Annotated in this window: 23 protein-coding genes and 1 pseudogene; 13 read left to right on the top strand and 11 right to left on the bottom strand. The window is 75.4% G+C overall.

Translation table 11 applies throughout. The annotated features are described in order from the left end of the window. Positions 1-4: 4 nt before the first annotated feature. On the bottom strand, positions 5-856 hold the full coding sequence (gene proC, locus JOE43_RS07245; protein ID WP_209516464.1) for a pyrroline-5-carboxylate reductase: 852 nt from the start codon (positions 854-856) through the stop codon (positions 5-7). Between the two features lie 47 nt (positions 857-903). Here proC and JOE43_RS07240 point away from each other — a divergent pair, with 47 nt between their 5' ends. After that, a complete protein-coding gene (locus JOE43_RS07240; protein ID WP_209516461.1) occupies positions 904-1,866 on the top strand; it encodes a cation diffusion facilitator family transporter in 963 nt (320 codons plus the stop codon). Here the strand turns inward: JOE43_RS07240 and JOE43_RS07235 are convergent. Beyond that, on the bottom strand, positions 1,863-2,369 hold the full coding sequence (locus JOE43_RS07235) for a nucleoside deaminase (protein WP_209519126.1): 507 nt from the start codon (positions 2,367-2,369) through the stop codon (positions 1,863-1,865). The genes JOE43_RS07240 and JOE43_RS07235 overlap by 4 nt on opposite strands. Positions 2,370-2,458: 89 nt before the next feature. On the opposite strand from JOE43_RS07235, the gene upp reads away from it, so the two are divergent. From upp to JOE43_RS07190, 9 genes are all read left to right on the top strand, one after another. Further along, positions 2,459-3,091 (top strand): uracil phosphoribosyltransferase, encoded by a 633-nt coding sequence (gene upp / locus JOE43_RS07230; protein WP_167258435.1) that lies wholly within the window; start codon positions 2,459-2,461, stop codon positions 3,089-3,091. Between the two features lie 524 nt (positions 3,092-3,615). Then, positions 3,616-4,383 carry a winged helix-turn-helix domain-containing protein gene (locus JOE43_RS07225; RefSeq protein ID WP_209516458.1) on the top strand — a complete coding sequence of 256 codons (768 nt, stop codon included), beginning with the start codon at positions 3,616-3,618 and terminating at the stop codon, positions 4,381-4,383. Positions 4,384-4,707: 324 nt separating this feature from the next. Beyond that, on the top strand, positions 4,708-5,208 hold the full coding sequence (locus JOE43_RS07220) for a MarR family winged helix-turn-helix transcriptional regulator (protein WP_209516455.1): 501 nt from the start codon (positions 4,708-4,710) through the stop codon (positions 5,206-5,208). Beyond that, positions 5,205-6,584: a deoxyribodipyrimidine photo-lyase gene (locus JOE43_RS07215; RefSeq protein WP_209516453.1), complete on the top strand. Its 1,380-nt coding sequence runs from the start codon at positions 5,205-5,207 to the stop codon at positions 6,582-6,584. Before JOE43_RS07220 ends, JOE43_RS07215 begins: the two co-directional genes overlap by 4 nt. Positions 6,585-6,650: 66 nt before the next feature. Beyond that, positions 6,651-8,060, top strand: a complete 1,410-nt coding sequence (locus tag JOE43_RS07210; protein ID WP_209516450.1) for a serine hydrolase — start codon at positions 6,651-6,653, stop codon at positions 8,058-8,060. A gap of 4 nt (positions 8,061-8,064) precedes the next feature. Continuing rightward, positions 8,065-8,850, top strand: coding sequence for an NAD(P)-dependent oxidoreductase (locus JOE43_RS07205; RefSeq protein ID WP_209516447.1), 786 nt, complete (start codon positions 8,065-8,067; stop codon positions 8,848-8,850). Positions 8,851-8,941: 91 nt separating this feature from the next. Next, positions 8,942-9,385 carry a GNAT family N-acetyltransferase gene (locus JOE43_RS07200; protein ID WP_209516444.1) on the top strand — a complete coding sequence of 148 codons (444 nt, stop codon included), beginning with the start codon at positions 8,942-8,944 and terminating at the stop codon, positions 9,383-9,385. Between the two features lie 140 nt (positions 9,386-9,525). Then, entirely contained in the window at positions 9,526-10,083 is a 558-nt protein-coding gene (locus tag JOE43_RS07195) for a TetR family transcriptional regulator (protein WP_209516441.1), read from the top strand. A gap of 19 nt (positions 10,084-10,102) precedes the next feature. Further along, on the top strand, positions 10,103-10,903 hold the full coding sequence (locus JOE43_RS07190) for a dienelactone hydrolase family protein (RefSeq protein ID WP_209516438.1): 801 nt from the start codon (positions 10,103-10,105) through the stop codon (positions 10,901-10,903). Positions 10,904-10,978: 75 nt separating this feature from the next. On the opposite strand, the gene ribH is transcribed toward JOE43_RS07190, so the two are convergent. From ribH to JOE43_RS07165, 5 genes and pseudogenes are all read right to left on the bottom strand, one after another. Further along, positions 10,979-11,485, bottom strand: a complete 507-nt coding sequence (gene ribH, locus JOE43_RS07185; RefSeq protein WP_209516434.1) for a 6,7-dimethyl-8-ribityllumazine synthase — start codon at positions 11,483-11,485, stop codon at positions 10,979-10,981. 71 nt (positions 11,486-11,556) lie between these two features. Next, positions 11,557-12,093: pseudogene (ribB, locus tag JOE43_RS07180) on the bottom strand (3,4-dihydroxy-2-butanone-4-phosphate synthase); the annotation flags it as partial. A 113-nt stretch (positions 12,094-12,206) separates the two neighbouring features. Then, entirely contained in the window at positions 12,207-12,848 is a 642-nt protein-coding gene (locus tag JOE43_RS07175; protein WP_209516428.1) for a riboflavin synthase, read from the bottom strand. A 386-nt stretch (positions 12,849-13,234) separates the two neighbouring features. Next, positions 13,235-13,822 carry a DUF1349 domain-containing protein gene (locus JOE43_RS07170; RefSeq protein ID WP_209516425.1) on the bottom strand — a complete coding sequence of 196 codons (588 nt, stop codon included), beginning with the start codon at positions 13,820-13,822 and terminating at the stop codon, positions 13,235-13,237. A gap of 73 nt (positions 13,823-13,895) precedes the next feature. Then, positions 13,896-14,600, bottom strand: coding sequence for a pentapeptide repeat-containing protein (locus JOE43_RS07165; RefSeq protein WP_209516422.1), 705 nt, complete (start codon positions 14,598-14,600; stop codon positions 13,896-13,898). A gap of 174 nt (positions 14,601-14,774) precedes the next feature. On the opposite strand from JOE43_RS07165, the gene JOE43_RS16160 reads away from it, so the two are divergent. After that, the gene (locus tag JOE43_RS16160; RefSeq protein ID WP_209516419.1) at positions 14,775-16,976 is read left to right on the top strand and encodes an Ig-like domain repeat protein; all 2,202 of its coding nucleotides are present in this window, start codon (positions 14,775-14,777) and stop codon (positions 16,974-16,976) included. Positions 16,977-17,075: 99 nt separating this feature from the next. Here the strand turns inward: JOE43_RS16160 and JOE43_RS07155 are convergent, their stop codons facing one another. Beyond that, complete coding sequence (locus tag JOE43_RS07155) at positions 17,076-18,500, bottom strand: L-serine ammonia-lyase (RefSeq protein WP_209516416.1); 1,425 nt, start codon at positions 18,498-18,500, stop codon at positions 17,076-17,078. Beyond that, positions 18,497-19,063 (bottom strand): MarR family winged helix-turn-helix transcriptional regulator, encoded by a 567-nt coding sequence (locus JOE43_RS07150; protein WP_209516413.1) that lies wholly within the window; start codon positions 19,061-19,063, stop codon positions 18,497-18,499. Before JOE43_RS07150 ends, JOE43_RS07155 begins: the two co-directional genes overlap by 4 nt. 91 nt (positions 19,064-19,154) lie before the next feature. Between JOE43_RS07150 and JOE43_RS07145 the strand changes: the two genes are divergently transcribed. Continuing rightward, positions 19,155-21,305, top strand: a complete 2,151-nt coding sequence (locus JOE43_RS07145) for an MMPL family transporter (protein WP_209516410.1) — start codon at positions 19,155-19,157, stop codon at positions 21,303-21,305. On the opposite strand, the gene JOE43_RS07140 is transcribed toward JOE43_RS07145, so the two are convergent. Beyond that, on the bottom strand, positions 21,230-21,850 hold the full coding sequence (locus JOE43_RS07140) for a thermonuclease family protein (RefSeq protein ID WP_209516407.1): 621 nt from the start codon (positions 21,848-21,850) through the stop codon (positions 21,230-21,232). The genes JOE43_RS07145 and JOE43_RS07140 overlap by 76 nt on opposite strands. Continuing rightward, a complete protein-coding gene (locus JOE43_RS07135; protein WP_209516405.1) occupies positions 21,847-23,235 on the bottom strand; it encodes an MFS transporter in 1,389 nt (462 codons plus the stop codon). The genes JOE43_RS07140 and JOE43_RS07135 overlap by 4 nt, the downstream gene beginning before the upstream one ends. Positions 23,236-23,385: 150 nt before the next feature. Here JOE43_RS07135 and JOE43_RS07130 point away from each other — a divergent pair, with 150 nt between their 5' ends. Continuing rightward, positions 23,386-23,523, top strand: a complete 138-nt coding sequence (locus JOE43_RS07130) for a hypothetical protein (RefSeq protein ID WP_167258398.1) — start codon at positions 23,386-23,388, stop codon at positions 23,521-23,523. Positions 23,524-23,635 lie beyond the last annotated feature (112 nt).

Raw genomic sequence — 23,635 nt, 5'->3', positions numbered from 1 at the left:
GGGCTCAGCTCCCGGCCGCGATCTCCCGGTTGCGGGCCAGCGCGGCCTGGGTCGCACGCTCGAACAGCTCGCGCAGGCCGCCGTCGGCGAGCTCGGCGACCGCCCGCTCGGTGGTGCCGCCCGGGCTCGTCACGCGACGACGCAGCTCCGCCGGGGCCTCGTCGGCCGGCAGCAGGTCGCTCGCGGCGAGCAGCTCGCTCGCCCCGCGGAACGTGCCCTGGACGAGCGTGGCCGCCTGGGCGGGCGTGAAGCCCAGCGCGACCGCCGCCTCCTGCAGCTGCTCGATCAGGTAGAAGACGTAGGCCGGGCCCGAGCCGGAGATCGTGCTGAGGGCGTCGATCTGCTCCTCGGGGACGACGACGACGTCGCCGACGACCTCGAAGACCCGTCGGGCCAGCGCGAGGTCGGCCTCGGACGAGCGCGAGCCGGCGGCCAGGCCCGTGACGGCGAGGCCCACCACGGCGGGCGTGTTGGGCATCGACCGCAGCACGGGCACGTGCTCGGGCAACGCCGCCTCCATCGTGGCGGTCGTGACTCCCGCGGCGAGGCTGACGATGACGGTGCCGGGCTCGAGCGCCGGGCCGATCTCGCGGAGGAGGTCGACGACCATGCCGGGCTTGACGCCGACCAGCACGACCGACGCCCCGACGACCGCCGAGGCGTTGGCGGTCGGGTCGGTCTCGGTCGCGAACGAGGTGACCGGGCCGCGGCGGAGCGCGACGGCCTTCGCCTCGGTGCGGTTCGTGACGCGGACGCCGCCCTCGACGACGACCTCCGGCGAGAGCAGACCCGCGAGGATCGCGCCGCCCATGGACCCGGCGCCGAGGATCGCCGTGGTGGGGAGAGTGGTGACCATCAGGCCATCCTAAGATCGAGCTGAGCACCACGAGGGGATCGGACACCATGAGCACTTCCGGCGGCAACAAGGCGATCTTCGCGGCACTGGCCGCGAACCTCGGCATCGCGGTGACCAAGTTCATCGCCTGGGCCTTCTCCGGGTCGTCGTCGATGCTCGCCGAGGGCGTGCACTCGCTGGCCGACTCCGGCAACCAGCTGCTCCTGCTGCTGGGCGGGCGGCGCGCGAAGAAGGCCGCCGACGAGGAGCACCCCTTCGGCTACGGGCGCGAGCGCTACGTCTTCGCCTTCGTCGTCTCGATCATCCTGTTCAGCGTGGGCGGGGTCTTCTCCCTCTACGAGGGCGTGGAGAAGCTCCGCGAGCCGCACCCCCTCGAGGTGCCCTGGCTGCCCGTCCTCGTGCTCGCGATCTCGCTGGGACTGGAGGGCTTCTCGCTCCGCACCGCGATCCGGGAGGCGCGGCCGTCGAAGGGGAGCCAGAGCTGGGTCTCGTTCATCCGCCGCGCCAAGGCCCCCGAGCTGCCGGTCGTGCTCCTGGAGGACGCCGCGGCCCTCCTGGGCCTCACCTTCGCCATGGTCGGCGTCGTGCTGACCTGGATCACGGGCGACGGGGTCTTCGACGCGATCGGGACGCTCCTCATCGGCGTGCTGCTCGTCGCGGTGGCGGTCGTGCTCGGCATCGAGACGAAGAGCCTGCTGGTCGGCGAGGGCGCCTCGGCCGCCGACGTCGCCGCCATCCGCGCCGCCGTGACCGACGGCCCGGAGGTCGAGTCGATCATCCACATGAAGACCCTCTACCTCGGCCCGGAGGAGCTGCTCGTCGCCGCGAAGGTCGCCATGCCCGGCCGCACGCTGCTCAGCGACGTCGCCGCCGCGATCAACACGGTCGAGTCGCGCGTGCGCGAGGCCGTGCCGATCGCCCGCGTGATCTACGTCGAGCCCGACGTCTGGGTGGAGCCGGGCCACGTGGCGCCGGCGACCGACGCGATCGTGATCCGCGCGGCCGACTAGGCGTCGGCCACGGCCGCGGCCGCGGCGCCGGTCCCGGCGCCGGTGCCGGTGCCGGTGCCGGTGTCGTCGTCGGCACGACGGGCGGCGAAGAACTCGTCCAGCTGGGCCCGGCACTCCGGCTCGCGGACCCCCGCCACGACCTCGGCGCGGTGCGGCAGCCGGCGGTCGCGGAGGATGTCGTAGACGCTGCCCGCGCCTCCCGCCTTCTCGTCCCAGGCCCCGAAGACCACCCGCGGCACCCGGGCCGCGAGGATCGCGCCCGCGCACATCGGGCACGGCTCGAGGGTGACCACCAGGGTCGTGCCGGTCAGGTGCCAGTCGCCGGTGTGGCGCGCGGCGGCCCGGAGGGCCAGGACCTCGGCGTGGGCGGTCGGGTCCTGCGAGAGCTCCCGCTCGTTGCGGCCGGTCGCGATCACGACGCCGTCGGCGTCGAGCACCACGGCCCCGACGGGCACGTCGTCGGAGACGGCGCAGCCCTCCGCCTCGGCGAGCGCGGCCCCCATCCACCGGGCGAGCTCGGGGGGCACGGCGGTCACGGGGCTCCTCGGGTCGACGGGCGTCGGGGGCGGACGACTCCGCTACCGTGGAGCCTATGCGAGTGCACGTAGCGGACCATCCCCTGATCACCCACAAGCTGACCGTGCTCCGCGACGCGAGCACGCCGTCACCGACCTTCCGGGCCCTGACGGAGGAGCTCGTCACGCTGCTGGCCTACGAGGCCACCCGGGGGGTCCGCACCACGCCCATCGAGATCCAGACCCCCGTCGGCCCGACCACCGGGCTGGCGATCAGCCAGCCGCGGCCGCTCGTGGTGCCGATCCTCCGCGCCGGCCTCGGCATGCTCGAGGGCATGACGACGCTGGTGCCGACCGCCGAGGTCGGGTTCCTCGGCATGGTCCGCGACGAGGAGACCCTGCAGCCGACGACGTACGCCGAGCGGCTGCCCGACGACCTGTCGAACCGCCAGTGCTTCGTGCTCGACCCGATGCTCGCGACCGGCGGCTCGCTGATCGCCGCCATCGACTACCTGCTCGAGCGCGGCGCCGTCGACGTGACGGCCGTCTGCCTGATCGCGGCCCCCGAGGGCCTCGCCGCGGTCGAGGCCGCGATGCACGGCCGCGACGTCAGCATCGTGCTCGGCGCCGTCGACGAGAAGCTCGACGAGAACGGCTACATCGTGCCCGGGCTGGGCGACGCGGGCGACCGCCTCTACGGCCTGGCCTGACCTCGGCACCGCACCGGCGCCTCCCCCTCTCCCCCTCCCCGCAGCGCCCGATCCGGCCACGCCACTCGACGTGGCGCACGGATCGGGCGCTTCGTCGTGCTGCCTTGACAGGTCGTGCACGGGTGACAGAAGATCGACCCCATGACTGACAGCGTGTTCATCCCGACCTCCCCCGAGGCCTCCGGGAGCACCGGCATGATGATGCCGAGCGCCGTCGTCCTGTGTCGAATGTGTGCCTGATCCGGCCGCACCTCGCCGAGTCGCCGTGCCGCGCCCCGCGCGCTGCCGAGTTCGCCGCACGACCCTGCAGCTGAACCGCGACTCCCGGATGCACACGCGTCACCACCTCCGACGCGCATCCCCACGGCCCTGAGCTCCCGCTCGACCGGCCGTCCGCCCCGGCACCGCTGCCCACCGGCAGAGCCCTCGACATCGAGGCCCCGGGCACCGACACACACCGAGCACTCCCCCGGCCGACGACGCCCGGGGGCGCGGCTCACCTCACGCAAGGATCCCGCGTACCCATGTCCCTCATCCTCGACCGCCCCGTCACCGCCCCCGCCGTCGCCACCAGCCCCCGCGCCGTCGCTCCGAGCGGCCGCCCCCTGAGCGCCGCGCCGGTCGCCGCCCCGGCTCCCGAGGCGAGCGCCTCGGCCCGGCCCGCCGCCCCCCGGCCCCGCACGGTGCCCGAGGGCACCGAGGCCCGCGGTTTCGCCCTGTACGTCGGCATCGACGAGCTCAAGGCCGCGGAGGCCGACACCGACCTCGGCGAGATCGTCGCCCAGATCAAGGCCCTCGTCGCGCGGATCGCCCCCGCCGCGGAGACCCACGCGGCCGTGGCGCTCGCCCCGACCGGCGCCGGCGGACGCGACGTCGACGTCGTCCGCCTCGCCCTGCACGACCCCTCCGCCCTCGCGGCCCGGCGGCCGACCGTCGAGGACGAGGAGCCCGGGGCCCGCGGGGGCGTCGTCGTCGACATCTCGCGCAAGCGCCTCCTGCTCGACGGCGAGACCGCCCCGCTGACCTACAAGGAGTTCGAGCTGCTGCAGTACCTCGTGCTGCGGGAGGGGCGCACGATCGAGCGCGCCGAGCTGATCTCGAGCCTCTGGTCGGAGGACGACGGCGAAGCGCCCAACGAGCGCACGATCGACGTGCACGTCCGGCGGCTGCGGTCGAAGCTCGGGGCCTTCGAGGACATCGTGCGCACCGTCCGCGGGGTCGGCTACCGCTTCGACCGCCACGCCGACGTGTCGATCCGCCACGCGTCGACGCCGTCGCCCGACGTCTTCTGAGGCACCGGGGTCCCCCTCAGGGGAAGTTCCCAGCAAGATAACGGTTCGGTAACTAGACCTCCGTTACCGCACCGTTATAGATTGACCGCGTTGAGGTTGTTTGCTGTGGCAGCCGACACGGAATGTGATTGCAGGACACTCTTGGTGCAAGGGAAGAGGGCCGGTCGCCTCGCGACCGGCCCTCTGTCACGTCCGGGCCGGCCCGCCGCTCGCCGATGCTCGCCGGTCCGTTCACCGGCTCGCACTCCGGCCCGCCCGCACCGCGGCGTCCCCCTGTCGGCCGTTCTTCGTAGACTCGACGTCGACACGAGACGAGGTGGCGACATGAGCGAGACAGCCGTGGCCGTCGGGGCCTGGGAGGCCCTGTTCCGAGCACAAGTGAGCATCATGCGCGAGCTGAACGCCGCCTTCCCGACCGACGACATCTCGTTCAACGAGTACGACGTGCTGTTCAACCTGTCGAGCCAGCCCGAGCGGCGGGCTCGCATCCGCGACCTCACCCGTCACCTCCTGCTCACCCAGCCGAGCATCAGCCGCCTCGTCGACCGCCTGGCGAGCAAGGGCATCGTCGAGAAGCAGACCGACCCCGGCGACGGGCGCGGCATCATCGTCGCCCTCACCGACCACGGCTACGACCTCTACCGGCGCACCGCCGTGGACCACGCCGCCGCGATCCGACGCCGCGTGGGCGGCAGCCTCGACCACGACGAGCTCGTCGCGCTGACCGACCTCTGCACGCGGCTCCGCCTCGGCGAGACGGGCGGCGGTGGCGGCGCCCCGGGCGGGTCTGCCCGGGTCGACGCCGAGGTCGGTGCCGCCTCGTGACCTCGTCCCCCTCCGTCGTCTGGCTGCGCGACGACCTCCGCGTCGCCGACAACCCCGCCCTCGTCGCCGCGGTCGACCGTGGCGAGCCGGTGGTCGTGCTCGTCGTCCTCGACGACGAGACCCCGGGCATCCGCCCCCTCGGCGGAGCCGCGCGCTGGTGGCTCCACCACAGCCTGGTGGCGCTCGACGGCGCGCTCCGCGAGCTCGGGGCCGGCCTGACGCTCCGCCGCGGCCCCGCCGCCGAGGTGCTCCCGGCCGTCGTGGCCGAGGTCGGCGCCGGCGCCGTGTACTGGAACCGCCGCTACGGCAAGGTGCCCCGCGACACCGACGCGGCCCTCAAGACCGCGCTCCGCGACGAGGGCCTCGTGGCCGAGAGCTTCGCCGCGAACCTCCTCTTCGAGCCGTGGACGGTGCAGACCGGCCAGGGCCAGCCGTTCAAGGTCTTCACCCCGTTCTGGCGGGCCTGCCTCGACCGGCCCGAGCCCCGGCACCCGCTCGACGCTCCCGACTCCCTGCGCCCTCCCGAGACCGCCCCGGCCAGCGACGACCTCGACTCGTGGCAGCTGCTGCCGACGCAGCCCGACTGGGCCGCCGGGCTGCGCGAGACCTGGACCCCGGGCGAGGCCGCCGCGCTGGACGCCCTGGAGGAGTTCGCCACCGGCCACCTGGCCGACTACGGCGAGCGCGACTTCCCCGCCCAGGAGGCGACGAGCCGCATGTCGCCCCGGCTGCGCTTCGGCGAGGTCAGCCCGTTCCAGATCTGGCACCGCATGCGGGGCGACCTCCCGCCCGCCTCGCGGGAGCGGGCGCAGTCGTTCCTCCGCGAGGTGGTCTGGCGCGAGTTCAACCACACCATCCTCTTCACCTCGCCCGACCTGGCGACCGTCAGCTACCGCCCCGAGTTCGAGGCGTTCCCGTGGGCCGACGTGCCCGAGTCGGAGGTCGACGCCTGGCGTCACGGCCGGACGGGCGTGCCGCTCGTCGACGCCGGCATGCGTCAGCTCTGGACGACCGGGTGGATGCACAACCGGGTGCGGATGGTGACGGCGAGCTTCCTGATCAAGAACCTCCTGGTCGACTGGCGGGTCGGCGAGCAGTGGTTCTGGGACACCCTGGTCGACGCCGACGAGGCGAACAACCCCGCCAACTGGCAGTGGACGGCGGGCTCCGGCGCCGACGCCGCGCCCTACTTCCGGGTGTTCAACCCCGTGCTGCAGGGCGAGAAGTTCGACAAGGAGCGCAACTACGTGAGGGCGTGGGTGCCCGAGATCGACACCGAGGACTACCCCGAGCCGCTGGTCGACCTCAAGGAGTCCCGGCGTCGCGCCCTCGACGCCTACGAGACGATGCGCCGCTCCTCCCCCGCGTCGCCCTGACCGCCGCGCCGCCCGCGCACCGAGCACCGAGCACCGAGCACCGAGCACCGAGCACCGAGAGGCATCATGACCGACTCCGCCCGCCCCTCCGGCATCGACGCCGTCTTCGACGCGCGTCAGGCCGAACGCCGAGCGCCGAGCGTCGTGTTCGCGACCTTCGACCACGACGGCGTCACGCACCACGGCGCCCGCGGCGAGGTGGCGGGCGCCCTGCCGGGTCCGCACACCGCCTACCGGATCGCCTCCTGCACCAAGAGCTTCACCGCGGCGGCGCTGCTGGCCCTGCGCGACGCGGGGCAGCTCGTGCTCGACGCGCCCGTCACCGACTTCGTGCCCGCCTTCGCTGACGTCGCGCTGCCCACGGGCGACTCGCCCGTGCCGACCGTGCGGATGCTGATGACGATGTCGGGCGGCCTGCCGACCGACGACCCCTGGGGCGACCGGCAGGAGTCGATCACCGACGACGAGCTCGACGCCCTGCTGCGGCGCGGCCTGCGGTTCGACAGCGTGCCCGGCACGACGTTCGCCTACTCGAACCTGGGCTGGGCGCTGCTCGGCCGCGTCGTCGCGAGCGCGGCCGGCCGGCCCTACCGCGAGGTCGTCGAGCAGACGCTGCTCGGCCCCCTCGGGCTGCCCTCGACCGGCTTCGAGGCCGACGTGCCCGCCACCGGCGGCGTCGCCGTCGGGCACCGGCCGGTCGACGACGGCTGGGACCCCCTGCCCTTCTCGGGCCCCGGCGCCTTCTCGCCCATCGGCGGGCTGTTCAGCACCACGACCGACCTCGCCCGCTGGGCCCGGTGGCTGTCGTCGGCGTTCGACCCCGAGGGCCGCGGCGACGTCGACGGGGTGCTCAGCCGCGCCTCCCGCCGCGAGATGCAGCAGCTCCACCGGCTCGTGCCCGGCCGGGGGGCCCACCCCTCGGGCTACGGCTTCGGCCTCTTCGTCGAGCAGTACCCCGACTTCGGCACCGTCGTCTCGCACTCCGGCGGCTACCCGGGCTTCTCGGCCCACATGCGCTGGCAGACCGCCACCGGCCTCGGTGCCGTCGGCCTCGAGAACGCCACCTACGCCCAGGTCGCCGTACCTGTCAGCCGGGCCCTCGACGGCATGATGGCCGACGCGGCGGAGGCGCGGGTCGTCGCCGATCCGTGGCCCGAGACCCTCGCGGCGATGCCCCTCGTCGAGGCCGTGGTGCGCGGTCGCGACGTGCCCGAGGGCCTGCTCAGCGAGAACGTCGAGCTCGACGTGCCGCTCGCTCGACGTCGCGCCCTGTGGGCCCGCGAGCTCGAGGCGGTCGGCGGGCTGCTCGACGACGACGACGCACGCGATCTGCCCACCGCGGAGTCGGCGACCCCGTCGCACCGCGTGTGGTGGCTGCCGGGGCGACGCGGGGCCCTGCGGCTCGAGGTCCGGCTGACCCCGGAGGACCCTCCCCGCGTGCAGACCCTGTCGGTGCGCGCCGACACCGGGCGCTGACGCCGTGTCGGTCATCGCCGTCACCGGGGGCGCCGGCAAGGTCGCGGCCATGCTCCGGCCGCACCTCGCCGCGGCGGGGCACGACGTGCGCCTGCTCGACCTGGTCGCCCCGGCCGAGCCGCTCGCGCCGACCGAGTCGGCCGCGGTCGTCGGGGTGACCGACCTCGACGCCCTGACCGAGGCGATCCGCGGCGCCGACCTCGTCGTGCACCTCGCCGCGTACGCCGACGAGCGGTCGTGGGACGACATCCGCGACGTCAACGTCGAGGGGGCCCACGCCGTGCACGAGGCCGCCGTGCGGGCCGGGGTGCGGCGGGTGCTCGCCGCGAGCTCGGTGCACGCCGCCGGCTACCTGCCCTGGAGCGCCGCGGCCGAGCACGAGGTGCCGGCCGCGCGTCCCGACACGTTCTACGGCCTGAGCAAGGTCGTGCTGGAGGCCATGGGCAGCCTCTACGCCGACCGCGCGGGCCAGCTCGTCGTCTCGGCGCGCATCATGACCGCGGTCGAGCGGCCCTTCGACGCCCGGAGCCTCGGCACCTGGCTCTCGGCCGGCGACGCCGCCCGCCTCGTCGAGGCCGCCCTGACCACCACGGCCACCGGCCACCACGTCGTCTGGGGCGTCTCGCGCAACACGCGGCGCCCGGTCTCGCTCGCGGCGGGCGAGGCGATCGGCTACCACCCGGTCGACGACGCCGAGGCGTACGCCGACGAGGTCGACGAGCCGCCGGTGGGCGGCTCGACGCCGATCGGCGGCGGCTTCGTCGACCATCCGCTCGGGGAGCCGATGTGAGCCGCGCCCGGTCGCGCGCCGGCGCAGCGGCCCCTGCCGACGCAGCGTCGCCGGGAAGGTGCTCGGGGCGACCGGACGCTACCGTGACTCCGTGACCCTCCTGCACCGCGCCTCCGCCGTCCGTGACATCGACCCCCTCGCGCTCTACGGCCTGCTGAAGCTGCGGGTCGACGTCTTCGTCGTCGAGCAGGACTGCCCTTACCCCGAGCTCGACGGGCGCGACGTCGAGCCCGACGCGCAGATGCTCTGGGTCGAGGAGGACGGCGAGGTGCTGGCCACCGTCCGGCTGCTCTGCGACGGCGACGACCGGCGGATCGGCCGTGTCGCGACCGCCGCGTCGGCCCGGGGCCGCGGGCTCGCCGCCCAGCTGATGGAGCGGGCCCTCGCCGACTGCCCCGGCCGCCTCGTGCGGCTCGACGCCCAGGCGCACCTCGAGGGCTGGTACGCGCGCTTCGGCTTCGCCGTGGACGGCGGGCCGTTCCTGGAGGACGGCATCCCGCACGTGCCGATGTCGCGGGTCGTCCCGGCCGTCTGAGCCCGCGCCTCCGGGCAGGCCCTGCCCCTCCCGCACGTCGTCCGCCCCGTCGTCGGCGCCGCCGCCCCCGTCCTGGCCGGACCTGGACGGGGGTCGTCCGGACCGTTCCGTCCGGTCCGCGCGCGCCCTAAGCTCGGGCCATGCCACGTCGAGCAACCCCTCCGCGGGACCGCATCCTCGAGGCGGCGCACGTCGAGTTCGCCGCCCGCGGCCTCGCCGGTGCCCGCGTCGACTCCATCGCCCGCGAGGCCGAGGCGAGCAAGGAGCGGCTCTACGCCCACTTCTCGACGAAGCGCGACCTGTTCGACGCCGCCCTGGGCGAGAGCATCGACCGGTGGCTCGAGGCCGTCCCGTTCGACGCGCACGACCTGCCGCAGTGGGCGAGCAGGCTCTACGACCACCTGGCGACGCACGCCGACGACGCACGCCTGCTGCTCTGGGGCCAGATCGAGGGCGTCACGCTGCCGAGCCCCGGGGTCGTCGACCACGAGCAGCTCGACCGCCGCCGCGAGGCCGTCCGGGCCGCGCAGGCGTCGGGCGACATCCCCTCCGACTGGGACGCCGACGAGCTGCTGACGATGGTGTTCGGCAGCGTGCTGGCCTGGTTCGTCACGCCGACCGCGACGAACCTGCACCAGGGCCCGCACCAGCGGCGGTGCGACGTCGTCGAGCAGGCGGTCCGGCGACTCGTCGGCTGAGCGGGAGTACCGTCACGGGGTGACCACGACGACCCCTGCCCCCGACCTCTCCCCCGACCTCCGCGACCTGCTCGACAGCGTGCCCGACACCGGCACCGTCGAGGCGGGCGACGTGGTGTACGACCACGACGGCACGCCCCTCGAGGGCTTCCTCGCCACGCCCGGCGACGCCGAGGGCGCCCTCCGGCCCGCGGTGCTCGTGCTGCACGACTGGTTCGGCGTCGTCGACCACGTCAAGGTGCGCGCCCAGATGCTGGCCCGCCTCGGCTACGTCGCGCTGGCCGGCGACGTCTACGGCCAGGGCGTCCGCCCCGGCCCCGGTGAGGCGGCGGCCGAGGCCGGCGCCTGGTACGGCGACGTCGCGGCGTTCCGCGCCCGCCTCACCGCGAACCTCGAGCGCCTCCGCTCCGAGCCCGGCGTCGACCCCGAGCGCATCGCCGTGATGGGCTACTGCTTCGGCGGCTCCGGCGCGCTCGAGCTCGCCCGCTCGGGTGCCGAGGTGGCGGGGGTCGTGTCGTTCCACGGCGGTCTCGGCACCGGCGCGCCCGCCGAGAAGGGCGCGGTCAAGGCGCCCCTGCTCGTGCTGACGGGCGCGGCCGACCCGGTCGTGCCGGACGACGCGGTCGTCGGCTTCGAGGACGAGCTGCGCGACGCCGAGGTCGGCGACTGGCAGGTCGTCAGCTACAGCGGGGCGATGCACGCCTTCGCGGTGCCGGGCACCGACAGCCCCGAGCACGGCGCGCAGTTCCAGGAGACGGCGAACCGCCGGTCGTGGCTGCAGATGCGCGGCTTCCTGGACGAGGTCCTCGGCGAGCACTAGTAGCCCCCTCCGCGACGACGGCCGGCCCCCTCGGGGGCCGGCCGTCGTCGCCTCGGCCGTCAGGCCCCGGGGGCGTCAGAACCCGACGACACGCCCCGAGGAGGCGCGGCGCGCGAGGTCGCGCAGCTGGACGGCGGTCGAGACGGCCGCGTGGGCGGCCTCGCGCCCCTTGTCCTCCTTCGAGCCGGGCAGCCCGGCCCGGTCGAGGCCCTGCTGCTCGTCGTCGAGGGTGAGCACGCCGAAGCCGACCGGCTTGCCGGTGTCGAGCGTCACGCGGAGCAGGCCCGACGTCGCGGCGTCGGAGACGTACTCGAAGTGCGGCGTGCCGCCGCGGATGATCACGCCGAGCGCCACGACGGCGTCGGCCCCGGCCTCGAGGGCGGCCTTCGCGACCACGGGCAGCTCGAAGCTGCCCGGCACGCGGACGACGGTCGCCTCGGCGCCGAGCTCGGCGATCGTCGCGAGGGCGCCCGCGAGCAGCCCGTCGCTGATCTGGGTGTGCCAGGTGCCGGCGACGACGGTGACGCGGAGGCCGCGGCCGTCGACGGGCTCCTGCTCGGTGGGTGCTCCTGCGCCGCTCATGCGGTGGTCCTCTCGGTGGGGGCGGGGCGACCGGGGAGGTCGCCGGGGACGGCCGGGGCGGCCGCGAGGCGGTGGGCGACGACCTGGGCGATGGTCACGACGGGGACGCCCTCGCGGCGCCCCAGCTCGATCAGCCCCGGCAGCCGCATCATCTCGCCGTCGTCGGCGACGATCTCGCTGATGGCGGCGACGGGACGGAGACCGGCGGCCACCATCAGGTCGACGGCGGCCTCGGTGTGGCCGTCACGCTCGAGCACTCCGCCGGGCCGCGCCCGGAGCGGGATGACGTGGCCCGGGCGGTGCAGGTCGTCGCGGACGGAGGCCGGGTCGGCCAGGACCCGGAGGGTGCGCGCGCGGTCGGAGGCGCTGATGCCGGTGGTCACGCCCTCGGCGGCGTCGACGCTGACCGTGTAGGCGGTGCCGCGGGCGTCCTCGTTGCGGGCGACCATGGGCGGCAGGTCGAGGAGGTCGGCGATCTCCGCCGACATCGGGGCACAGACGAACCCGGACGAGACCCGCACCGTCCAGGCCAGCCACTCCTGGCTCGCCAGCTCGGCGCTCAGCACGACGTCGCCCTCGTTCTCGCGCGACTCGTCGTCGACGACGATGACCGGGCGCCCGCGACGGAGGTGGTCGAGGGCGGTCGCGACGTCGTCGAGGCGCTCGGTGCCCGTGCGCCGGGGTGCCTCGGAGGCGCCCCCGCGGGCGCTCGGCGCCCCGGTCACGACGCCCGGCCGGAGCGGTGGGCCCCGGCGGTCGCGTCGAGGGCGAGCATGCGCCGCACGTGGCGCGCCAGGACGTCGGTCTCGACGTTGACGCGGTCGCCCGCGGCCTTCTCGCCGAGCGTCGTGGCCGCGAGCGTCTCGGGGATGAGGCTGACCTCGAACCACCCCTCGTCGGCCCCCGGCTCGCTGATGCCGCTGACGGTGAGGCTCACGCCGTCGAGCGTGACGGAGCCCTTGTCGACGAGGAGGGGCGAGAGGTCGTCGGCGAGGCTGAGGCGCACGCGCCGCCACGCGTCGCCCTCCTCGGTCTCGAGGACGGTCGCCGTGCCGTCGACGTGGCCCTGCACGATGTGGCCGCCGAGCCGGTCGCCCACGCGGGCGGCCCGCTCGAGGTTCACGGGGAGGCCGGGCGCCAGGTCGCCGAGCGTGCTCATGACCAGCGTCTGCTTCATGACGTCGGCCGTGAAGGACTCCCCGTCGCGCTCGACCACGGTGAGGCAGACGCCGCTGACCGAGATGGAGTCACCGTGCCCGGCACCGTCGACCGCGAGCGGCCCGTGCACGGTGAGCCGGACGCTGTCGCCCGCGTCGGCGAGCCGCACGACGCGGCCCTTCTCCTCGACGAGACCGGTGAACACGTCAGATCACCGCCGTCGGCAGGAGGGACGGGAGGGCGAGCACCGGCGTCGGCCGGCGCCGCGGGGCGAGGGTGGGGGTCATGCTGTCTCCGTCGGTGAGCCTGCTGGGGCTCTCCGGGGACGACGCGAGGTCGCGGCCAGCCCGGGCGCCGTCGTCGACGAGCCCTGGCCCGCGCTGCCTCCCTTCCGGACTGTGACCGTCGGTACCGGAGTTCCACCGGTTCAACCGGGGCGACCACCGTCTGGGGGCCGCACCGGGTCGCGGACTGTGACCGCCGGTTCAGATTTTCGCTGACCCCGGAGCGCGTTGCTCACCGGCGACGATAGCACCGGGCCCCGACAGCGGCCTCGGCCGCCGTCACGCCCCGTCACGTCGCCCCGTCGGGTCAGGTCGGCGGGTGCAGGCCCTCGTCGGCCGGCCCGGTCCGCCAGGCGGTGAAGTGCACGGTGAGGCCGTCGCGCGAGGGGGCGCAGCACATCGGCCCGGCCGTCGCCGCCGCGTCGGGGTCGAGCGGCGACACCCGGACCAGGCGCCACGGTTCGTCGTCCACCCGGGCACGGACGGTCAGGGCGTCGCCGGAGCGGCTGGCCCGGACGGTGACCTCGCGGCCGTGCCAGCCGGGGACGGGCGCGAGCGACCAGTCCGAGACGCCCCGCGTGACGACGGCGCCGAGGCCGTCCTCACCGTCGCTCCGCTCGACGCCGGCCTTCGTCCACGTCTCGTCGTCGACCCTGACGAAGACGCCGGCCTGGTCGAACTGGGCCGAGAGGTCGAGGCGGAACGAGACCTCCACCGCGGTGCCCTGCTCGAGCGGCGCGAGGAGGGCGTGCTCCGTGTCGTGCACGAACCCGTACGAGGTGACCCGCCAGGCGTCGCTGCCCTCGACGGCGGTCACGCGCATCCCGTCGTCGCCCACCTCCACGCGCGCGGGCGCGGTCGTCCAGCTGCCGGTGCTCCAGTCGACGTCGATCATGCGCTCGAGGCTACGCCGCCGGGCCGCGGCGCCCCGACCGCGGACGCCGCGACGCCGCGACACGGTGGCGGGATCAGTCGACGACGAGCCCCAGGTGCGCCGCCAGGGCAGGCGCCAGCACCTGCAGCTGCAGCGCGTCGACGGTCGCCCCCCGGAGCCCGTCGAGCCCGTCGACGCGGTCGAACGAGGTCGTGCGCAGGTCGACGTGGGCGAGGGAGGCGCGGGTCACGTCGAGCGTGCCCACGCGGCAGTCGACGAGGGCCACCCGCAGGGCCTCCGCACCGCCGAGGTCGAGCTCGCCGATGCTGCAGCCCTCGAGCACGACGTCGGTGAGCCGGGCCCCCCGCAGGTTCAGGTAGTCGATCTTGCCGCCGACGACCCGGACGGAGCGCCAGTCGGCGTCGAACAGCTCGGCCGAGCCCCAGCGCGGGCGCTCGACGCGGACGTCGTGCCAGGTGCTGCGCCCGGCGGCGAGCTCGGGGGCGAACGAGTCGGCGACGACCATCTCGACGAACCGCGCGCCCCGCAGGCGCGCCCCGCCGAGCCGGGGCGCCTCGAGCACGCACTCGCGGAGGACGACGCCCTCGAGGTCGCGGTCGGCGAGGTCGGCGTCGACGAGGCGCTCCCGCTCGCGGTCGTCGTGCGGGGCGAGGGAGTCGCCCGTCACGTCGACGAGGCCGGTCGGGTCGACGTGGTCGATGCGGGGCGCGTCGGTGCCGCCGCCCGGGACGGCGCCCGAGCGCCCGGCGCGGGAGGAGGAACGACGGGGAGCGGCCATGCGGACGAGGCTACCGATGGCCGCCGACACCGGACGGACTCGTTCTGGGGAGTGCCGCCCCGGCAGGAGGGGGGCACGATCAACTCCATGCGCATGCATGAACGCTGCGCGCCGCTGCCCTGACCACCCGACGGTCGGGCCGCGCCCCTCCCCCGCCCCGACCGGAGAACCCCCGTGCCGTCATCCCTCCCTGCCCGCCTGCCGTCGGCCCTCGCCGCCGGCCTCCTCGCGACCGGCCTGCTGCTCGCCGGCCTGGTCGCCGCGCCCGCCGCGCCCGCGAGCGCCGCGCCGGCGCCCGCCCCGACCACCGCCTCCCTGCCGAAGGACCAGCTCGTCGTGCCGCCCTCGGCGCTCGCCCGGGCCGACGCCCTCGACGACGCGCCCACGACCGGCCCGGTCGTCCACACCCTCTGGGTGAGCACCGTGTCGGCCACCGCCGCCACGACCGACGACACGGTCACCTCGCTCGACCGCGCGTCGGTCGACGCCGCCGTCACCGCCCTGCACGACTACTGGTGGGAGGAGTCCGGCGGTCGCGTCGACGTCCGCCTCGGCGGCGTCGAGGAGCGCTCGCTCGGCGGCACGAGCTGCGACGCCTCCGCGACCCTGAGCAAGGTCAAGGCCTCGGCCTTCGGCGGCTCCTTCGCCTCGTACGGCTGGGCCGGCACCGAGAAGCACCTGCTCGTGCTGCCCCGCGAGGCGTGCGGCACGCAGGCGTTCGGCACCATCGGCGGCGACGGCGGCGAGATCGTCAGCTCGTACGGCCTCGGCCAGCAGCTCGGCGTGCCCGTGCTGCTGCACGAGTTCGGCCACAACCTCGGGCTCGGCCACGCCGGCTCGGCGCTCTGCCGCAGCACGACCTCGTTCGACGGCGCCCCCGGCGACTTCCGCAGCACGGCCGACGCCGCCTGCCCCACCGAGGAGTACGGCGACCACCTCGACATCATGGGCTACTCGGTGTCGGGCGCCCGCCCCCACCTGTCGTCCCCGCAGCGGATGCGCCTCGGCTGGATGCCGAGCACCGTCGCGCTGAGCACGCCGGCGACCAGCAAGCGCGTCGTGCTGCCCTCGCTCGACACCGCGGACGCCGGCCGCGCCGTCGACGTCACCGACCCGGTCAGCGGCCAGCACTACGTGCTGGAGTACCGCACGGCGACCGGTCGCGACCGGTCGAGCGCCGAGTTCGCCGGCGGCGCCCCCCGCTGCACGGTCGTCGCGACCGGCTTCACGAAGTGCGCGCTCGACAGCTCGGCCGCCACGGGCAGCGTGCGCGTGCTGCGCGCCCTCCCCCAGCCCGGCGGCTTCGCCACGACGGTGGCCCTCGCCGTCGGCACCGACGCGGCCGCCGACCCCGCCCGCCGCGACACGCACCTCGACGCCGGCGAGTCGTTCACGAGCGCCGGCGGCGGCTTCACCGTCGCCGTCGCGAGCCTCTCGCCCCAGGGCGGCGCCGTGCTCGACGTCTCCCTCCGCGGGCCCCGCGGCGCCGTGTCCACGTCGACCGCGCTGACCCTCTCGACCGCCTCGCAGACCTACGGCGGCGCCGGCGCCACGGCGACCGCCGTCGTCTCCCGCGCCGACGGCACGGCGCCCGCGGGCACCGTGAGCCTGGTGGACGGCTCGACCGTGCTGTCGACCGTGCCCGTGGGCACCGGCGGCCGCACGACGATCGCCGTGCCGACGACGCTGGCGGCGGGGAGCCACGCGCTGCGCGCCTCCTTCACGCCCGCCGACCCGGCCCTCGCGGCGTCGAGCTCGGCACCGCAGACCCTCACCGTGGCGGCCGGCGCGACGACCACGTCGCTCCGCGTCAGCGGCCCGCAGCAGACCTTCGGCTCGACGACGACGACGCTCACCGCGACCGTGTCCCCGGTGGCCGGCAGCTGGCCCGCGGGCAGCGTGACCTTCACGCGCTCCGGAGTGCCGGTGGCCGTCGTGCCGCTGGCCTCGGGCACGGCGTCGTGGGTCGTGCCCGCGAGCACGTCGGCCGGCCAGTGGTCGTTCACGGCGTCGTTCGCGCCCTCGTCGACGTCGCTCGTGAAGTCGGTCAGCGCACCCCAGACGGTCACGGTCGTGCCCGCGAGCTCGACGGTCGCGATCACGCCCGCCACGACGAGCCCCGCGCGGAACACCGCCACGACGGCCACCGTCACCGTGCGCGTCGCCGGGGTCGCCTCGCCGGCCGGCTCGGTCACCGTGCTCTCCGACGGGCGCGCCGTGCAGACGGTCGCCCTGACCTCGACCGGCCAGGGCACCGCGACGGTGACGCTGCCGCGGTACGCCACGGCCGGCAGCCCGGTGATCTCGGTGCGCTACTCGGGCACGCCCGACGTGCTCGGCAGCACGTCGGCGGGCGTCACGCTGCGCGTGCGCTGACCGGCGGAGCGGCCCGGCGCGGCCAGGTGGGCATAGTGCCCGCCCGGCCGCCCGCCCGGCCATGCCCGCCCGGCCGCGTGCCGCGGCCCAGCCGCCCGCTCAGCACTCCACGACGTTGACCGCGAGGCCCGCCCGGCTGGTCTCCTTGTAGCTGTCGGCCATGTCGCGCCCGGTCTGGCGCATCGTCTCGATGACGGTGTCGAGGCTGACCACGTGGCTGCCGTCGCCGAGCAGCGCCATCCGCGTGGCGGCGACGGCCGTCCCGGCGGCGATGGCGTTGCGCTCGATGCACGGCACCTGCACGAAGCCCCCGACGGGGTCGCAGGTGAGGCCGAGGTGGTGCTCCATCGCGATCTCGGCGGCGTTCTCGACCTGGCGCGGCGTGCCGCCGAGCACCGCGGTGAGCGCCCCCGCCGCCATCGAGGCGGCCGAGCCGACCTCGCCCTGGCAGCCGGCCTCGGCGCCGGAGATCGAGGCGTTCCGCTTGTAGAGCGACCCGATGGCGGCGGCCGTGAGCAGGTAGCCGCGCTCGAGCTCGTCACGCGTCACCCCGTGGAACCGCATCGCGTAGTACCCGACGGCGGGGATGATGCCGGCGGCGCCGTTGGTCGGCGCGGTGACGACGCGGCCGCCCCCCGCGTTCTCCTCGTTCACGGCCATCGCGTAGGCCTGCAGCCACTGCGCCGGCAGGTCGGAGGTGAGCAACGAGGAGGCGCGGCCCTGGTCGACCGCGGAGCCCCCGATCGCGAACGCGGTCGCCCGCTCCTCCTGCGCCCGGAGCATCTCCGCGATCTGGCGGGCCCGGCGCGGCACCTTCATCCAGCCCGGCAGCACCCCCGAGGCCGCGAGGCCGGAGTCGACGCAGGCCTCCATCGCGGCCCAGCGGGCGGCGAGGCCGGCCGCGGCGGCGGCCTCGCCGTGCACCGCGACCTCGTTGCGCCAGGCCAGCTCGGCGATGCCGACGCCCTCGGCGTCGCAGAGCCGGAGGAGGTCGTCGGCGTCGACGAAGGCGAACGGGGCCTCGGCGGCGGGCACGACGTGCTCGTCGTCGCCGTCGCGGACGACGAACCCGCCGCCGGTCGAGAACCAGACCTCCCGCGCGAGGGCGGCGCCGTCGGCGTCGCGGACCTCGAGGCTCATCGCGTTGGGGTGCCGCGGCATGCGCGTCAGCGGGGCCATGCGGAGGTCGTTCGGCGCGAACGCGACCTGGTGCCGACCGAGCAGGCGGATGCCGCCGCCCTGCTCGACGGAGCGCTGCATCGACGAGACCACGAGCGGGTCGCAGGTCTCGGGCTCCATGCCCGCGAGGCCCGCGAGCACCGCCGACGGGGTGCCGTGGCCGAGGCCGGTGGCGGCGAGCGAGCCGTAGAGGACGACCTCCACCCGGGCGACGTGGTCGAGCAGGCCCGCGGCGGCGACCCCGTCGAGGAAGAGGCGGGCGGCCCTCATCGGGCCCACGGTGTGCGAGCTGGAGGGCCCGATGCCGACCGAGAAGAGGTCGAGGGCCGAGACGTGGTCGGTCATGGTGCCTCCGGGGCGGGGGTCGTCGGGTCGGGGTCGGGGTCGGGGTCGGGGCGCCCGACGGTGCGGGCGTGCTCGCCCATGGCCGCCGCCATCTCGCCGAGGAACCTCCGGACGGTCTGCAGCTCGGCGTCGTCGTAGCCCGCCATCACGCGGTCGCTCAGCGCGCCGAGGGGCCCGAAGAAGCGGCCGGCGACGGCGCGGGCCGCCTCGTCGTAGCGCACGATGACGCGGCGCCGGTCGACGTCGTCCCGCGTGCGGTGCACGTGGCCCGCGCGTTCGAGGCGGTCGATGACGCCCGTGGCGGCGCCGGACGTCACGCCGAGCACGTCGCCGAGGCGGCCCGAGGTGACCGGGTCGCCCCGCTGCTCCGCCTGCATGACGTGCAGCAGCGCCTCGAGGTCGATGTGGCCGAGCCCCTGCTGGGCCGCGAACGCCTGGGCGACCCGCTGCGACTCGGTGGTGAGCTGCTGCATCGCCGTGACGACGTCGCGGCGGGCCCCGGCGCGGGCGGGCGCGCCCGCCGCGTCTCGCACGTCGGGGTGAGCCGGGTCTGGGTCGGTCATCGCGCCTCCTGTGCACTGATTCTCGTCGACGTCGGGCCGTCGCCGTGCAATACTCTCAGCAACTAAGACTTCCACCAACTGAAGGACACTCGTGCGCGCACTCGCCCGCCTCGTCAGCGGCCACCGGTCGGCCTGGGCCGTCCTCGGCGGCACCCTCGTCGCCGTCGCCCTGCTCTTCGCGTTCCTGCCCTCGGGCGGCGACGACGCGTTCCCGCCCTCCGGGCTGCCCGACGACAGCCAGGCGGCGGAGGTGACGGCCCTGCTCGAGACGTTCCCGTCGTCCGACACGACGGTCGGCATCGTCGTCTGGAGCCGAGGAGGCGCCGCCCTCTCCGACGCGGACGTCGCGTCGGTCTCCGCCCGCGCCGACGCCCTCGCGGCCCTGTCGACCACCCCGCAGGCCGTCCGCCCGCAGGTCAGCGACGACGGCGCCGCGGTGCTCGTCGCCGTGCCGCTCGCCCGGGCCGACGTCGACGCCGACCTGTCGGGCGTGGCCGGAGAGCTGCGCGCCGCCGCCTCGGAGGGGCTGCCCGACGACCTCTCGGCGTACCTGACCGGGCCCGTCGGCTTCCAGGACGACGTCTCGAACTCGTTCGCGGGGGCGGACCTCCGCCTCCTGCTCGTCACCGTGGTCGTCGTCGCCGTGCTGCTGATCGTCACCTACCGCAGCCCCGTGCTGTGGATCGTGCCGCTCGCCGTCGTCGGCGTCGCCGACGGCCTCGCGGGTCGGGTCGTGGCGGCCCTGGCCGAGCCGCTCGGGGTGACCGTCGATGCCTCGATCTCCGGGATCCTCTCGGTGCTCGTCTTCGGCGCGGGCACGAACTACGCGCTCCTGCTGGTCGCCCGCTACCGCGAGGAGCTGCTGCGCGACGACGACCGGCACCGGGCGATGCGCACCGCCGTGACGAGCGCCGGGCCCGCGATCGCGGCGAGCGGCGGCACGGTCGCGCTCAGCCTCGCCACCCTCGTGCTCGCCTCCCTCGCGGGCAACCGCGCCCTCGGCGTGGCCTGTGCCCTGGGCGTCGTGGTCGCGGTCGTCTTCGCCCTCGTCGTGCTGCCGGCCGCCCTCGTGGTCTGCGGTCGCGGGCTGTTCTGGCCCTTCGTGCCCCGCGCCTCCGCCCCCGGCTCCGCCCCCGCCGACGAGCCCCACCACCACGCGGCCCGGAAGCAGGGCGCCTGGGAGCGCCTCGGCCGCGGCGTGCAGCGCCGGCCCGTGCTCGTGAGCGTCGCCGCGGTCGCCGGGCTCGGGGTGCTCTGCCTGGGCCTCGGCGGCTACGCGGTCGGGCTCTCGCAGACCGACCAGCTGCTCGGCGACCCCGACTCGGTCACCGCCCAGCGCATCGTCGACGACTCGTTCTCGGCCGGCCTCACCAGCCAGACGACGGTGCTCATGCCGTCCGCGGCGGCCGCCGACGCCGTGGCCGTGGCGGAGGGCGTCGACGGCGTCGACACCGCGACCGCCGGCGAGGAGGCCTCCGGGCTGACCCGCGTCGACGTCCAGCTCGCGGCCGAGCCGGAGAGCGACGACGCGTTCGTCGCCGTGCAGGCGCTCCGCGACGCCTACGCCGGGGCCGGAGGCGCGGTGTCGGAGGCCCTCGTCGGCGGCAGCGACGCGACGGCGTACGACGAGCGCACCGCCGCGCAGGCCGACCTCCGCCTGATCGCCCCGATCATCCTCGCCGTCGTCTTCGCCGTCCTGGCCCTGCTGCTCCGGTCGCTGGTCGCGCCGGTGCTGCTCATCGCCTCGGTGCTCGCCACGTTCGCGGCGAGCCTGGGGGCGTCGACCTGGCTGTTCCAGCACGTGCTGGGGTTCCCCGCCCTCGACACGGCGGTGACCCTCTACGCCTTCCTCTTCCTCGTGGCGCTCGGGGTGGACTACAACATCTTCCTCACCACCCGGGCGAGGGAGGAGCGCGAGCGGCACGGCACCCGCGAGGGCATGGTGCGCGCGCTCGCCTCGACGGGCGCCGTCATCACGAGCGCGGGCGTGCTGCTCGCGGCCGTGTTCGCCGTGCTCGGCGTGCTGCCGGTCGTCGCCCTCACCCAGGTCGGCGTCGTCGTCTGCATCGGCGTGCTGCTCGACACCCTCGTCGTGCGGACCGTGCTCGTGCCGGCCCTGGTCTTCCTCACCGGCGACGCGTTCTGGTGGCCGAGCCGGCGCCGTGGTCAGCCGCAGGCGGACCAGAGGCCTGCGCCCGAGCCCTCGGCCGTGGCCTCGGCGGCGACGAAGGCGTCGCGGTAGCGGTACGGGTCGTCGTAGGTGTCCTCGCGGCCGTACCCCTGGGCGACGAGGTCGTGGTTAAGCATGACCCCGGCGGGCGTCCAGACGTAGCGCAGCAGGCGGTCGTACCGGTCGGCGTCGCCCTGCGAGGCGTCGGCCTCGAGCCAGACGGTCGACCCCGTCGGCAGGCTCGTCGTCGTGAAGGCGCTCGCCTCGGGCCCGTAGCAGTCGACGGGGGCGTCGGGCTGCACCGTCTCGGGGGTGTCGACGCCGATGAGGCGGACGCGCTCGCGCGCACCGCCGTCGGCGAGCACGACGATCACGGTGTCGCCGTCCACCACGCGCTCGACCGTGGCCTGCGCGGCCCCCGCGGGGACGGCGGCGGGCACCGCGACCTCGGGCGACGAACCGGTGACCGGACCCGAGCCGCCGCCCGGGCCTGACCCGTCGCCCGAGCCGTCGAGCAGCTGCGGGAACGCCACCACGGCCACGGCGGCCACGACGACGACCACGACGCCGAGCAGCGACGACCGACGACGACGGCCCCGACCGCGACCGGCGCTCACTCGGCGAGCCTCGTGCCGCGGAGCTCGGGCAGGGCGAGGGCCGCGGCGGCCGCGACGAGGAACACCGCGCCGAACACGACGAAGAGCAGGGGTGCGCCGCCCAGCACGAGCAGCGGCGGCACCGACAGGGGCGCGACGATCGAGGCGACGCGCCCGACCCCCGCGGCCCAGCCCGACCCCGTGCCGCGCAGCCGCGTCGGGTAGAGCTCGGGGGTGACCGCGTACAGGGCGCCCCACGCTCCGAGGTTCGCGAACGACAGGGCCGCGCCCGACACCACGATGTGCGTCGCGCTCCCGCTGACGACGCCGGCCCCGAAGGCGGCGGCGGCCACCGCGGAGCCCAGCAGGAAGGCCGCCAGTGTGGCCCGACGGCCCCAGCGCTCGATCAGCCAGGCCGAGACGGCGTAGCCGGGCAGCTGCGCCAGCGTGATGAGCAGCGTGTACTCGAACGACTTGACGAGCGGGAAGCCGGCCTCGACGAGCAGGGTCGGCAGCCAGACGAAGGCGCCGTAGTACGAGAAGTTCGTCGCCGCCCAGACGAGCCACAGGGCGACCGTCCGCCGGCGGAGCCCGTCGTGCAGGAGGGCGGAGACGGAGGCGCGGCGGGTGCCCGACGCGACCCGCGCCTCCTCGAGGCCCGTCGCCCTGGCCGACGCGGCCGCGACGTCGGCCGGGGCGGGGGCGGGCACCCCGGCGGCCCGTTCGAAGGCGCGGACGGTGCGCTCGGCCTCGTCGTGGCGCCCGCGCGACTCGAGGTACCGCACCGACTCGGGCATGCGCAGCCGCACGAACACGGCGTACGCCGCCGGGAGGGCCCCGATCAGCAGCGCCCAGCGCCAGCCGTCGTCGCTGGTCGGGACCACCAGGTAGCCGACCAGCGCCGCCGCGATCGAGCCGACCGCCCAGAACGCCTCGAGCAGCACGACGACGCGCCCGCGGATGCGCCGCGGCGAGAACTCGGAGACGAGCGTCGAGGCCACCGGCAGCTCGGAGCCGAGGCCCAGCCCCACGACGAAGCGCAGCACGAGCAGCGCCCCGACCGACCAGCTGAGCGCGGAGACGCCGGTCGCCAGGCCGTAGACGAGGAGGGTGAGGGCGAAGACCGTCCTGCGCCCGAGGCGGTCGGACAGCGTGCCGCCGAGGGCCGCGCCGATCGCCATGCCCGCGAAGCCCGCCGAGGCGACGAACGCCAGGGCGCCGCGGTCGGAGCTCCAGACGACGGCCAGCTGGGCGATGACGAACGAGACGAGGCCGACGTCGAGGGCGTCGAGGGCCCAGCCGACGCCGCTGCCGGCGAGCAGTCGGCCGTGCTCGCGGGTGAAGGGCAGCTCGTCCAGGCGCTCGGTGCGCGTGGGTGGTGCGTCAGTGGCGACGTCGTCGGTCATGGTGCCTCTCGGGCGCTGTCGGGTGGGGCGTCCTCGACACGCCCTGCCGTGCGCCAGCCGTGAACATCGACGAGGGTAGCGAGTCTCGGGGCGCCGCACCGTAGGCTCCGGCGCACCGGTCCATCGTGGACGGGCGACGAAGGCACCACCATGGCAGAGAAATCGACGAAGAAGTCCACCAAGACGACCGCGACGCGGTCGCTCAAGGAGAAGCGGGCCGACAAGAAGGACAAGCGCGGCACCGCCTCCCACTCCGAGGACGCCGTCTCGAACGTCAAGAAGCGCTAGCTCCCTCCGAGCGCCGCGTCGGCGGCAGCGCCCCGGCACCGTCAGCCCCCGTCACCCCGGGAGGCGGCGGTGCCGTTCTCGTCCCCGGTCGCCGATCCGTCGGTGACAGACG

Source organism: Frigoribacterium sp. PvP121 (genome assembly GCF_017833115.1).
Taxonomy (GTDB): domain Bacteria; phylum Actinomycetota; class Actinomycetes; order Actinomycetales; family Microbacteriaceae; genus Frigoribacterium; species Frigoribacterium endophyticum.
This window is presented reverse-complemented; position numbering and strand designations above follow the sequence as displayed.